Origin of the sequence: Paenibacillus sedimenti (genome assembly GCF_014534655.1) — a bacterium.
Taxonomy (GTDB): Bacteria; Bacillota; Bacilli; order Paenibacillales; family NBRC-103111; genus Paenibacillus_E; species Paenibacillus_E sedimenti.
Genome location: NZ_JACVVD010000006.1, coordinates 327,173 through 339,965, shown reverse-complemented (window position 1 = coordinate 339,965; position 12,793 = coordinate 327,173). Strand labels below are relative to the sequence as shown.

The 12,793-nt window shown below is 49.8% G+C and carries 10 protein-coding genes; 9 read left to right on the top strand and 1 reads right to left on the bottom strand.

The features are described 5' to 3' along the window. The first annotated feature begins 18 nt into the window (after positions 1–18). The 5 genes from ICC18_RS19020 to ICC18_RS19000 all read left to right on the top strand — a co-directional run bounded on the left by ICC18_RS19020 (position 19) and on the right by ICC18_RS19000 (position 6,606). Positions 19–1,980 carry a DHH family phosphoesterase gene (locus tag ICC18_RS19020; RefSeq protein WP_188176006.1) on the top strand — a complete coding sequence of 654 codons (1,962 nt, stop codon included), beginning with the start codon at positions 19–21 and terminating at the stop codon, positions 1,978–1,980. Beyond that, a complete protein-coding gene (gene rplI, locus ICC18_RS19015) occupies positions 1,977–2,423 on the top strand; it encodes a 50S ribosomal protein L9 (RefSeq protein ID WP_188176005.1) in 447 nt (148 codons plus the stop codon). Before ICC18_RS19020 ends, rplI begins: the two co-directional genes overlap by 4 nt. A gap of 47 nt (positions 2,424–2,470) precedes the next feature. Next, the gene (dnaB, locus tag ICC18_RS19010; protein WP_188176004.1) at positions 2,471–3,835 is read left to right on the top strand and encodes a replicative DNA helicase; all 1,365 of its coding nucleotides are present in this window, start codon (positions 2,471–2,473) and stop codon (positions 3,833–3,835) included. A gap of 642 nt (positions 3,836–4,477) precedes the next feature. Then, positions 4,478–5,764 carry an adenylosuccinate synthase gene (locus ICC18_RS19005; RefSeq protein WP_188176003.1) on the top strand — a complete coding sequence of 429 codons (1,287 nt, stop codon included), beginning with the start codon at positions 4,478–4,480 and terminating at the stop codon, positions 5,762–5,764. Positions 5,765–5,922: 158 nt separating this feature from the next. Next, positions 5,923–6,606 (top strand): hypothetical protein, encoded by a 684-nt coding sequence (locus tag ICC18_RS19000; RefSeq protein WP_188176002.1) that lies wholly within the window; start codon positions 5,923–5,925, stop codon positions 6,604–6,606. A gap of 8 nt (positions 6,607–6,614) precedes the next feature. Here the strand turns inward: ICC18_RS19000 and ICC18_RS18995 are convergent, their stop codons facing one another. Continuing rightward, the gene (locus ICC18_RS18995) at positions 6,615–6,878 is read right to left on the bottom strand and encodes a hypothetical protein (RefSeq protein WP_188176001.1); all 264 of its coding nucleotides are present in this window, start codon (positions 6,876–6,878) and stop codon (positions 6,615–6,617) included. Positions 6,879–7,290: 412 nt separating this feature from the next. Between ICC18_RS18995 and ICC18_RS18990 the strand changes: the two genes are divergently transcribed. From ICC18_RS18990 to ICC18_RS18975, 4 genes are all read left to right on the top strand, one after another. Then, complete coding sequence (locus tag ICC18_RS18990; RefSeq protein WP_188176000.1) at positions 7,291–8,829, top strand: M23 family metallopeptidase; 1,539 nt, start codon at positions 7,291–7,293, stop codon at positions 8,827–8,829. 112 nt (positions 8,830–8,941) lie between these two features. Beyond that, complete coding sequence (yycF, locus tag ICC18_RS18985; RefSeq protein WP_188175999.1) at positions 8,942–9,661, top strand: response regulator YycF; 720 nt, start codon at positions 8,942–8,944, stop codon at positions 9,659–9,661. A gap of 2 nt (positions 9,662–9,663) precedes the next feature. Then, positions 9,664–11,493, top strand: coding sequence for a cell wall metabolism sensor histidine kinase WalK (gene walK / locus ICC18_RS18980; RefSeq protein ID WP_188175998.1), 1,830 nt, complete (start codon positions 9,664–9,666; stop codon positions 11,491–11,493). Then, positions 11,490–12,779 carry a YycH family regulatory protein gene (locus tag ICC18_RS18975; protein WP_188175997.1) on the top strand — a complete coding sequence of 430 codons (1,290 nt, stop codon included), beginning with the start codon at positions 11,490–11,492 and terminating at the stop codon, positions 12,777–12,779. Before walK ends, ICC18_RS18975 begins: the two co-directional genes overlap by 4 nt. Positions 12,780–12,793 lie beyond the last annotated feature (14 nt).

Here is a 12,793-nt window from a genome sequence, read left to right as displayed (position 1 = left end):
GATTAGGAGCTAGTACGAATGCCGAAGTTCCTTTTAAAGCGGTGGCATGGCCAACACATCGTGTGGATTTTCGTTCTGCTAATCGCATTGACCGCAATCATTTTTACGTATCAGTGGATATTGGGTCTAGTGGCATTAGTGATTTGCGGATTACTGGCCTATTTTACGCTGCAAGCGGAGACTGCATTTCGCAGAGAACTGAATGCATACGTTGGAACGATCACACATCGCGTGAAAAAAGCAGGCAATGAAGTGTTGAGCGGCCTTCCGATCGGAATTATTTTATATAATGAAGAGAAACGAATCGAATGGCACAATCCGTTCGTGGCCAAAATGCTCGATCAAGAGTCGGTCATCGGGGAGTCCATATACGAACATTTCCCTGACCTCAAAAGTAAGAAGGATAAGAACGAAAAGATCGAGCTGACCTTAGGGAAGATGATCTACCAGGTATGGGTGCGTCCCGAAGAGCGGCTGCTCTATTTCCGTGAGATTACGGAGCAAGCGATATTGGCGAAAAAGTACGAGGATGAGAAACCGGCGATCGGGATCGTCATGATGGACAATCTCGATGAGGCGACCCAAGGGATGGATGACCAGACACGCAGCATTATGCTGGCCAAGGTGACGGGAGAGATCACGGAATGGGCGCAGAAGCATCACATTTATCTACGCCGGACCTCATCAGACCGCTTCCTCATCCTGATGGACCAGAAGGGGCTGCGCCAGCTGGAGCAGACGCGCTTTGAGATTCTGGACGATGTACGTGATTTGACGATTGAGAACAAGCTGCCATTGACGCTGAGCATTGGGATTGCCTCGGGGGCCGAAGAGCTGACAGAGCTTGGTCAAATGGCGCAAATGGGGCTCGATATGTCACTCGGACGCGGAGGCGACCAGGTTACGGTCAAGGTTGGACAGCGTCTCTCTTTCTATGGCGGCAGAACGAATGCCGTAGAGAAACGGACGCGCGTAAGAGCGAGGGTGATCTCACATGCGCTGCGCGACCTGATGAAGGATAGTGACAAAGTGGTCATTATGGGGCATCGTTTTCCCGATATGGATTCCGTCGGTGCTGCGATCGGTGTGTTGAAGGCTGTCCAAGTCATAGGCAAAGAAGGCTATATCGTGCTTGAAGGGGTCAACCCATCCATTCAAAAGCTAATGGAAACCATCTCGGCCGATGAGCGCTTATACCGTTGGTTCATAACGCCCGAGCAGGCGATGCAAATCACGACCCAGCGTACGCTGGCCGTCGTGGTAGATACGCATAAGGCGTCGATGGTGGCGGAGCCGAAGCTGCTGCAGCAGACGCATCGGGTCGTGGTCGTCGACCACCATCGCCGCAGCGAGGAGTTCATTCACGATGCCACGCTCGTTTACATGGAGCCATATGCATCTTCCACGTGCGAGCTGGTGACTGAGCTGCTTCAGTACATTAACGAAAAGTTGACGATGGAAGTGCTGGAAGCTACAGTATTGCTAGCCGGGATCGTCGTTGATACGAAGAGCTTCAGTCTCCGGACTGGGGCGAGAACGTTCGAGGCAGCATCTTATTTGCGCCGGAATGGAGCAGATTCCAGCTTAATTCAGCGTTTATTGAAGGAAGATCTCGATGCTTATATCGAGAAAGCGGAGATTATCAAGCATACAGAAACGATCTATGAGCACGTCGCATTGGCAGTTGCTGAACCAAATCGCAAATATTCTCAGTTGATGATAGCGCAAGTAGCTGATACATTGTTGAATATGACGAATATTATGGCTTCCTTTGTCATCAGTGAGCGACCAGACGGTCTCATCGGCATCAGTGCAAGGTCGCTGGGACAGATGAACGTTCAGCTCGTTATGGAGCGATTAGGAGGCGGCGGGCATTTAACGAATGCAGCCACTCAAATCGAGGGCACTTTAGAGGAAGCAACGAGACGGCTCAAACAAGTGCTTGCGGATATGCAAGAAGAGGAGGGACTTTTCGAATGAAAGTCGTATTGTTGAAGGACGTTAAAGGCCAAGGGAAAAAAGGCGAAATTAAAGAGGTATCCGAGGGATACGCACAAAATTTCTTGTTTGCACAAGGACTTGCTGCACCAGCCACGCAAGGAGCGGTGAAGACGCTCGATAACCAGAAAAAAGCAGAGCAGCGCCGCAAGGAGCAGGAAAAAGCCGACGCTCAGGCACTGGGCGAGAAGCTGAATGAACTGACGGTAACGATCAAGGCCAAAGCCGGTGAAGGCGGACGTTTGTTCGGCGCCATTACGAGCAAACAAATCGCAGAAGTGCTGGAGAAGCAGAAGATCGTCATCGACAAGCGCAAAATCGTGCTGGAAGATCCGATTCGTACGCTTGGCGTAACGAAGGTGCCGGTGAAGCTGCACAGTGAAGTGACAGCGACGCTTAGCGTACAGGTGACGGAAGAGAAGTAATACTGTGGTCTTTTTAAATTACATCTAAGAAAGGTGGGTACCATGAAATGAGCGGGGATAACATGTTTATGGATCGCGTACCCCCACAAAATATAGAAGCCGAGCAAGCCGTGCTCGGCGCTATTTTGCTTCAAGGCGAGGCACTGATTACCGCCATGGAGCGGGTGACGAGCGACGACTTCTACCGCGGTGCGCATCAGCGCATCTTTGAGGCGATCGTCGAACTGGCAGAGGAGCAGGAGCCCGTAGATCTTATTACGCTGACTGCGCGTCTGCAGGACAAGCAGCAGCTGGAGGAGATCGGCGGCGTAACATATCTCTCGCAGCTGGCCAATGCCGTGCCGACGGCGGCAAACATTGACTACTACGCGGCGATCGTCGAGGAGAAGTCGATGCTCCGCCGTCTCATCCGCACGGCCACCCAGATCGTTTCGGATGGCTACGCCAATTCCGAAGACGTGGGGGCCATGCTCAGCGAAGCGGAGGCGCGCATCCTCGAGATCTCGCAGCGCCGTACGTCGAGCGGATTCATCTCCATTCGCGACGTGCTCATGGAGGTATTCGAGCGAGTCGAGCATCTCTACTCGCATAAAGGCGGGTCCACAGGAATCCCTTCGGGCTTCGTGGACCTCGATAAGATGACGTCCGGCTTCCAGCGTTCGGACCTTGTCATTCTAGCCGCCCGTCCTTCGGTCGGTAAGACCGCCTTCGCGCTGAACGTCGCGCAGAACGTCGGCGTCCGGGCGAAAGAAACCGTCGCCATCTTCTCGCTCGAGATGGGCGCGGCACAGCTTGTCACGCGTATGATTTGCGCCGAGGCCAATGTCGACGCGAACCGCATGCGGACGGGTTACCTCGAGGGCGACGATTGGGAAAAGCTGACGATGGCGATTGGCGCCTTGTCAGAGGCGAATATCTACATCGATGATACGCCGACGATTACAGTCGCCGACATCCGCGCGAAATGCCGCCGCTTGCAGCAGGAGAAGGGGCTCGGGATGATCCTTATCGACTACCTGCAGCTGATTGCCGGCCGCGGTAAGGGCGACAATCGTCAGCAGGAGGTCTCCGAGATCTCCCGTACGCTAAAGCAGATCGCGCGTGAGCTGAACGTGCCGGTCATCGCGCTCTCGCAGCTCAGCCGGGGCGTGGAGCAACGTCAGGACAAGCGTCCGATGATGTCCGACCTTCGGGAATCCGGTTCGATCGAGCAAGATGCCGACATCGTAGCGTTCCTGTACCGGGACGATTATTATGATAAGGAATCGGAGAAGAAGAATATCATTGAGATTATCATTGCTAAACAGCGTAATGGTCCGGTTGGTACCGTAGAGCTTGCATTCTTAAAGCAATTCAATAAATTCGTGAATATGGATCGAAGTCATCAGGAAGTGGCAGCCGGGCAATACTAACGGCTGCCATTTTTCATGCCATTGGATTTTGTCCGGCAGACTGAATGAGATCCATGCTAAACATAGGTTTAACTGGAAATTTTCCCATAGAATCCATCTTTTTGTTATGAGAATCTATTTTGGAGGCAAAACTATGGGATGGAATCCAATGGCATGCACATACAATGAAAAATTGAGTAGCTGTTGAACATTATTGGCTTCGTGAATGGAGTGGTCTGCCAATTATTTAATATGAGCAAATTCCGAACAATTCTATAAGCACCTCTATAATCGTTCGTTTTTCATTGACTTTGATTAGGGGTACTGCTACACTAAAGACGGTGGAAAAAACCTTGATCGAACGCTTGTAGAAACAAGGCAAGTTCGAGTAGAGGTCGTTTTTCATGCCGAAAGGAAGGGGTTCCCTCGAGTACTCAAGATGAGTTGCTTCAGGATACCTACGTGTTCCTTTGCGGTGAGTAAGCCCTCTAACCCGGTTTGTGATAGCACGCCGGCCAGCGTTTGGAGGTAGTTACATCGCCAAAGGGAAAGTTTGACGGACTCCATGCTTTAGTGCTTTAACGAAGTCCAACTTTCCTGGGTGGCACAAAAGCCATAGCGGCTCATTATGGGTGACTCGTCACCGTACGGAGGTATGTGCACATGTCAACGGTTGTTGTTGTCGGTACGCAATGGGGAGATGAAGGTAAAGGTAAAATCACGGATTTCTTGGCCGAGTCCGCAGAGGTTGTTGCTCGATATCAAGGCGGGAATAACGCAGGCCATACGATTATTATCAGCGGTAAGAAATATAAGTTGACGATGATTCCTTCCGGTATTTTTTATAAAGATAAAGCGTGTGTAATCGGGAATGGTATGGTTATCAATCCGGCTGCACTTATTGAAGAGATTAATTACATTCATGATAATGGATTTACGACAACGAACTTGCACATCAGTAACCGTGCGCATGTCATAATGCCGTATCATTTGCTGCTGGACGGTCTGGAAGAAGACCGCAAAGGCGACAGCAAAATCGGCACGACCCGCAAAGGGATCGGCCCGTGCTATATGGACAAAGCTGCCCGTAACGGTATCCGCATCGCGGACCTGATGGATGCAGAAGAGTTTGAGCTTAAACTCAGACGTATTGTTGCGGAGAAAAACGTTTTGATCGAACAAGTGTACGGTTCCAAAGGTTTGGACGTTGAGCCGATCCTGAAAGAATACCTTGGCTATGCGGAAATTCTTCGTCAATACGTGACGGATACGTCCGTTGTTCTGAACGAATACATCGATGAAGGCCGCCGCGTCCTGTTTGAAGGCGCACAAGGCGTCATGCTGGATATCGACCAAGGCACGTATCCGTATGTAACTTCATCGAACCCAACGGCTGGGGGCGTATGTATTGGTTCCGGCGTGGGTCCAACGAAGATCCATAATATTATCGGCGTAGCCAAAGCCTACACGACTCGTGTCGGCGACGGTCCGTTCCCAACAGAGCTCAACAATGAAATCGGCGACTGGATTCGTGAAAAAGGTTTCGAATACGGTACCGTCACAGGCCGTCCGCGCCGTGTCGGCTGGTTCGACAGCGTAGTGGTGCGTCATGCAAGACGCGTAAGCGGCATCACAGGCCTGTCTTTGAACTCTATCGACGTTTTGACAGGGCTAGAAACGGTTAAAATTTGCACAGGCTACATGTACCGCGGTGAACTGATTGAGCACTACCCGGCGAGCCTGAAAGCCATTTCCGAGTGCGAAGCTGTCTACGAAGAGCTGCCAGGCTGGACCGAAGACGTATCCGAAGCACGCTCACTCAGCGACCTGCCTGAGAATGCCAGACATTACATCGAGCGCGTGTCCCAGCTGACAGGTATTCCGATCGCGATTTTCTCCGTAGGCCGTAATCGGGAACAAACGAACCTAGTACGCCCAATCTACGCTTAATTCCAACTTCTCGGTTCTGAAAGTGGAATTTTATAAACATCCTCTAGGCTGTCCATCAGCTTAGAGGATTTCTTTTTTCTGTAATGGGATTTAATGGAGATGAATTCGTCAATACTGGGAAGGAGGTAGTCGAATATGCGGCAGGAGTGATGCAGGGAATGAAATTCGTGCAATGGTTAAGCAAAATTGTGGTTGGAACTGTCCTTATTACATCGATAACGATATTTACGACGTGGTATGTGGTGAACATGTACGTTGAAGATATATTTCGACAATTGAACATCCCGCCACTAGGTAAAAAGGTTCAATTTTCCGAATTTGCTGCAAGATTGGCGGGAGAGTTGAATATAGTTAAGCCAAGAGACGGGGGGAAACAAGCGGGAACGACGCAGACCGACGCTGCCTCTCAGTCTCCGCAGCCTGGGGCGAACCCAAGCCCATCGAGCAACCATTCTACGGGTAATCAAAATTCGATGATTGGGTCACAATCCGGAGCAGGAACAACGGGATCCGATACTGCAGCGGGTGCGGATGGCGATGCGAAGGATGACGCGGTTGCCGTTATGGGGCGAGCCCATAGCGATGCGGAAACCCAGAAGAAGGACCTCGTTCTCTCTACCGAGGATTTTGCCAAGAAGAAGGAAGCCCTCTCCAGCGATGATAAAATGAAAATATTCTCGCTTGTGGTCGCTAAGCTGCCGCAAGATGAAGTTCAGCAATTGTCAGCCATTCTGGAGAACGGCGTTACGACGGATGAGGTGAAGGAGGTCGATCAAACGCTGAAAAAATATTTGAATGAACAAGAATATAAACAGCTTACGGACATTATCAGCAAATATTAGATGGTATGTTATTCGTGGAGCTGACCGCCGAATTTGGTGATCGTATCCTCGGCTTGGCGGTAGCGCGATTTTTGGACGCAAACCCTCAACTCATAAGAAGGGGAGGCCGCAGCGTGTTCCATACTTTGAACCATTGATTCTGATTGGTACTCTACCAATAACGAGCTATGATTGTTGAACTGAATATACAATACACCCTGCTGTTTGAGCTGCTCCGCCGCTTGTTCCAGGTTGTCCACGTTATGAAATGTCGCCGTTAGATTTTTTTCCATTTGGGGTTTCCTCCTAATATAGGGATCTTTGATCGGAGATCAAAGTCTCTCCTTTTGTTTCGCCAGAAAAACTGACAGCGGAAGCATATGCCGATTATTCATGCCGAAAAACAGGCATCGTAAGCGTAAGCTTATCGTTTTCGCCAGAAAACGGAAATCGTCAGCACGAACTTTCGCCACAATTTTTGCTCGAGGTTCAAAATGTTGGGTTTGTCTACAAGAATATCGAGCAATCGGCGTCGGCTTTTGGCGTTTGACACGAATCTATCACATGCCTGTCTGAGATGATGTTGAAATTGGCAGAGAATCTGTGGTAAATTTAACAAAAGGAAGATATCCTTAATGGATATTATGTCTAATCAAGGTTGATTTATGTATCTGTGGATGCAAAACCGTCTAAAGGGAGAAGATCATGACAGGTTTCAGGGGAATGCGCTTTGTCATGGATCTCATCGAGAGATTCAAGGCTAAGCGAGAAAGCTTGACCGGAAATGAATCAGACAAGCAGCAACATGAAACGACGACAACGACAACGCTGGCGGTAATGAAACGACATAAATGGCCTCTTATTCTGGGAGCGGGCGCAATCGCTCTGACAGGGGCAATCACAATTGCTGGACATCAATATGTAGAAGCAAACATGGAGAATGTGTACCATGTGATGCTGAATAATCAAGAAATCGGACTCGTAAGCGACAGTAAAATTATCGATGAATATAAGCAGAACAGACCGCAGGAAGTACAAAAGAACTATCCGGATGTCCATGTAGTACTCGAGACCAATGGTATCACCTATAGGGCTGAAAGGGCTTACAATGCTAAGACGGATAACGAAGCCGTCATTGCTTCATTGAACTCGCTTTTAGTTCCTCAGCCAACCGGCGTTGAGCTGAAGGTAGATGGCAAAGTCGTTGCGATTGTGAAGGATCAAGAAACGGCGGATCGTATTCTTGAACAGGTGCAGGCACCTTTTATTACCAAAGCCAAGGAATCCGCTAAGGTAGCTGTTCTTTCGACCAGTTCGAATGAGGATATCAGCACAGCGCCATCCGAGCTCGATAAAGTCGAGTTTGTCCAGCAAGTTGAAAAGGTTGAAGTTCCTATTGAACCGAAGGATTTAGCCAATCCGGACGACGTCGTCAAAAAGCTGCAAACCGGTGATGTACAGCCAGCTAAATATACGGTTGTCGAAGGAGACTGTGTCTCTTGCATCGCCAAGAAACTGGGTATTTCCAAACAATTTATTTATGACAAGAATCCAGGCATTCAAGATGATAAGCTGAAGATCGGCAATCAGCTGGATGTTACCGTATTACAACCGACACTCTCCGTCAAAACGACGGAAAAGGTTGTCCAGAATCAAGAGATTCAATACGACACCGAGTATGTGAAGGACGATTCGATGCGTGTTGGCGTCGTTCAACCGATTTCCCCAGGCAAGAACGGGTTGAAAAAGGTGACGATTCAAGTCACGAAGGTTAACGGTTTAATGACAGGAGAGACGGTAGTTAATGAGGAAATCATTGATCAACCTGTAACCGCCAAAGTGAAGAAGGGCACGAAAGTCATTAAAGGCGAAGGTTCCGGTAAGTTTGCATGGCCGGTCGTCTCACCGAGTATTTCGAGCACATACGGCATGCGCTGGGGCAAGCTGCATAAGGGTATCGATATTACAGGAAATAAGAACATCATGGCGGCCGACAACGGCAAGGTCATCGAAACCGGCTACAAATCCGATTACGGCAATTATATTATTATTAATCATTTGAACGGTTACGAGACGCTTTACGGACATTTAAGCAAAATCACCACCTCCGAAGGCACCATTGTGGAGAAGGGCGATAAAATCGGCATTATGGGGAGTACAGGCGATTCCACAGGCGTGCATCTGCATTTCGAAGTGCACAAGAGTGGGGGGGTCCAAAATCCTTTGAAATATTTGAATCGCTAGCTAGAAGAAGAGGCGAGGTCGAACCGGACATCACGGGGACCTTGTCTCTTTTTGCATGAAGTTATGGTAAAATAGACAGATAGACGACTTTATGAAGTAGGCGGTGGTACGTTTGTTTGGCAAAATTCTAGTGGTGGATGACGAACAACCGATTGCAGATATTTTGAAATTTAATTTGGAAAAAGAGGGCTATCAAGTCATATGCGCATACGATGGCGGCAGCGCGGTTGAGCTTGCTTTTTCGGAGCAGCCGGACTTGATTTTGCTCGATCTTATGCTGCCTGTGAAGGATGGCATGGATGTGTGCCGGGAGGTTCGCTCGAAGCTGAATACTCCTATCATTATGCTGACTGCCAAAGATACAGAACTGGATAAAGTGCTTGGCCTGGAAATGGGTGCTGACGACTATGTGACCAAGCCCTTTGGCACGAGGGAGCTGCTTGCCCGGGTGAAGGCACACCTGCGCAGACAGACCAAAGCTCAAGCCGCTCCTCCGGAGCTTGATACGCAGCGTAATGGGATGCGGATTCATGGACTTTTTATCGATAACGACATGTATATGGTGTATAAAGATGAGACTCCTCTTGATTTGACGCATCGGGAATTCGAGCTGATTCAATACCTGGCTAAAAATTCAGGCAAAGTGATGACGCGTGAGCATCTCTTGCAGGCGGTATGGGGCTTCGAATATTTCGGCGATGTGCGTACGGTGGATGTGACGATTCGGCGTCTGCGTGAGAAGCTGGAAACCGATCCGAGCCGTCCGGAGTATATTATGACGCGAAGAGGACTCGGCTATATGATGCGGAGCCCGAAAGCCGGTGGCTTCTAGGCATGAAAGGCATCCGCTTCTTTCAATCCATTCAGTCGAAGCTGATTATCATCTACGTACTGCTTATTCTTATTGCCATGCAGCTCATTGGCGTATATTTCTACAAGACGGTGGAGACATATTTCAAAAATGATTTCCTAGCTTCTCGCAATAGCCAGGCGACGCTGCTCGCCGGTTTCGTGGGGCCTTATCTAACTGGAGATCAAGATAGCAAGAATGCGGAAGGTAAGAAAACGTATGCCGATTTGAACGAGTTCGTCAGCAATTTATTCTCCATTAATAACGCGGAAATACAGATTATCGATGCCAACGGTAATGTGATCAGTACATCGGTGCCCAGTCATTTGAAGCAGCGGAATACGCAGCCTGAGGTGATTCGTGCCCTGCAGGGGATCAAAGACAACCAGCGGATTTTCACGGATGAGGATGGCCATCGCAAGGTTATTATTGCGAAGCCGGTAGGCAGCGGTGTTCGTGTGCTGGGAGCGGTTTATATCATCGCGTCGATGGAAGATGTTTATCAAACGATCAGTTCGATCAACCGCATTCTGATCTCCGGTACCCTGATTGCGCTCGGGCTGACAGCTATTCTAGGCGTTATCCTGTCGAGCACGATTACGAATCCGATCAAAGAGATTACGAGGCAAGCGACGGCGGTTGCAGAGGGGAATTTTGATCAGCAGGTACGTGTACAAGGGACGGATGAGATCGGACAGCTGGGGTCTACATTCAATTTTATGATGAACCGGCTGAAAGAAGCGCTCTCGCTCAACGAAGAGGAGAAGGAGAAGCTGGCTTCGATCTTGACCAATATGAACGACGGCGTTATCGCGACGGATGATAGGGGACAAGTCATCGTGCTCAACCGGCGGGCGAAGCAGATTCTACAGACGGAGGAAGAGGCGACGATTGGAAGGGAAATCTCTGAGGTGCTCGGAATTCCGATGGATACGATTCGCGAATTTATCGGTGGGCAAGTGAACACGACGCTGCTTGATATTGAGCTCCCCGATGAGGAAGAGCAGCTCTCGGTTCGGATTACGTTCACACCGATTCACCGCCGGGGTGAAGGGCAGCACGGGATCATTGCGGTACTGCAGGACGTCACCGATCAGGAGAAGTTGGAGCAGGCGAGACGCGAGTTCGTCGCGAACGTGTCGCACGAGCTGCGGACGCCGCTGACGACGATCAAGAGCTACCTGGAGGCGCTGGACGACGGCGCGATTGAGGAGCCGCAGCTCGCGTCGCGCTTCATCAGCGTAACACGGAGCGAGACGGAGCGGATGATCCGTCTGGTGACGGATCTGCTGCATCTGTCGAGGCTCGATTCGAAGCAATCGATGATGAGCAAATCGTCAACGCTCGTGAGCGAGATGCTGGAAGAGGTAGCGGACCGCTTCTCGTTTCAGCTGCGGCAGCGGAAGATTCGCATCAACATTCAGGTAGAGCCGGGGGTAACACGGCTGCTTCTGGACCGGGACAAAATCGACCAAGTGCTCGATAATCTCGTTTCGAATGCGATCAAATATACCGGCGACGAAGGATCAATCCGTCTGAGCGCGAGGAAAATCGACAAAGAGATGCTGGAAATTTCGGTACAGGATAATGGGATCGGCATTCCAAAGAAGGATTTGTCCCGCATCTTTGATCGATTCTATCGCGTGGACAAAGCACGCTCCCGAAACATGGGCGGAACAGGACTAGGTCTTTCTATTGCCCGGGAAATAGTCAAAGCGCATGGCGGTACAATAGCTCTGGATTCGGAGCTGGGACAAGGAACTCGCGTTACATTCACGCTCCCGATGGGGCAAGAGGAGGACGAAAAGGTATGATAGAGAGCCTGAAATCGGTTCTTCTCGTCGTTCTAATCGGGTTCAGCTTGTATCAGAGCTTCCTGCTCTCTTCGTATAGCCCTCCGAGAGGCGAGCCGATTCAGCCAAGCAATTACGTCCAAACGGAAACGCTGGGCAAGCAATCGGAGCTGCAGGATATGCTGTTTCCTGATCAGATGATTGTGCATCTGGGCAATCAGCAGCACTCTGTTTTGTACCCGAGCAATTATTACTACACTCGCCTCTTGGACAATATCAAGCAGCGCAGTTTCGATGGATTTCGCAAAACAACGATGTATTTGGCCAATGTGAATTGGGAGGACGTTCGAACGAAACAGCAAGGCGTGGAAATGCGCTTTCGGGAAGGCATTCCGTTTAGCGTGATGCAGCAATTGCTTCGTATTGAAGGCGAAATTCCCGTCGAGAATGATAAAATAACACGGGTATGGATTTTTTCAAAAGGAAATAACGAGGACGTGCGCGCGTTCTTTTTTACAGACTCCCCAAGCGTTGGGTATGAAGTCGTACGGGCCGATTTTACAAGTAAAGACGTGGAGAATTTCGCTGCCTACGGCGATTTGACCAACCTATACAAAACGACCAACAATGGCGATTACTACTTGCCGCTTAAACCGCTTCGAGTACCTAGCTACTCGTTCAACTATAGCCTGCTGACGGCCGAGCAATTGAAGCAGAGCCTGTTCGTTGATCCGGGTATTACAAGGAATTTGAAGGAGCGGGACGGCTCGGAGATCTATACAGACAGTAAGCGCGGATTCCAAATCAATCGGGATCAGCGGTGGATTACGTATTCGGATCCCGTCGCTCCGGTCGAGACAAAAAGCGATGTGAAGGATGATTTGCTGGCGGGGATTAAGTTCATCAATCAGCACATTGGTTGGGACGGGAAATACGTAGTTGCCCGCACGCCGCAAAAGCAGTCTTATGATAACTATACGTTTACGTTCCGTCAGTATTATGAATCCCTTCCGATTATTACAAATCAGTTGGAAGGCTTCGGATCTCTGAAGCTGCAAGTTCAGAAAGGCCTCGTATCCGGCTTCGAGCGTTCAATGATTATTCCGGATCTCAAGACGGGGCAGCGTCGGGATGCCGAGCTGATCTCTGGCGACGTACTGGAAGAACGGTTGCAGTATTATCAGCGTCGGACGAGTATTCTTTCTATTTTCCCGGCGTACCGGCCGATTATATCGGAGAAAACGATTGTGTTTGCGCCGACATGGGCGCTGGAGCTGCGGGATGGCACGTTTGATTTTATGGAATGAATTTCGATGATGAG

Coding starts and splice junctions, on each gene's coding strand:
- ICC18_RS19020 (WP_188176006.1), top strand. CDS start 19: ATGCCGAAGTTCCTTTTAAAGCGGTGGCATGGCCAACACATCGTGTGG.
- ICC18_RS19000 (WP_188176002.1), top strand. CDS start 5,923: ATGAAATTCGTGCAATGGTTAAGCAAAATTGTGGTTGGAACTGTCCTT.
- dnaB (WP_188176004.1), top strand. CDS start 2,471: ATGAGCGGGGATAACATGTTTATGGATCGCGTACCCCCACAAAATATA.
- walK (WP_188175998.1), top strand. CDS start 9,664: ATGAAAGGCATCCGCTTCTTTCAATCCATTCAGTCGAAGCTGATTATC.
- ICC18_RS18975 (WP_188175997.1), top strand. CDS start 11,490: ATGATAGAGAGCCTGAAATCGGTTCTTCTCGTCGTTCTAATCGGGTTC.
- ICC18_RS18995 (WP_188176001.1), bottom strand. CDS start 6,878: ATGGAAAAAAATCTAACGGCGACATTTCATAACGTGGACAACCTGGAA.
- ICC18_RS18990 (WP_188176000.1), top strand. CDS start 7,291: ATGACAGGTTTCAGGGGAATGCGCTTTGTCATGGATCTCATCGAGAGA.
- ICC18_RS19005 (WP_188176003.1), top strand. CDS start 4,478: ATGTCAACGGTTGTTGTTGTCGGTACGCAATGGGGAGATGAAGGTAAA.
- rplI (WP_188176005.1), top strand. CDS start 1,977: ATGAAAGTCGTATTGTTGAAGGACGTTAAAGGCCAAGGGAAAAAAGGC.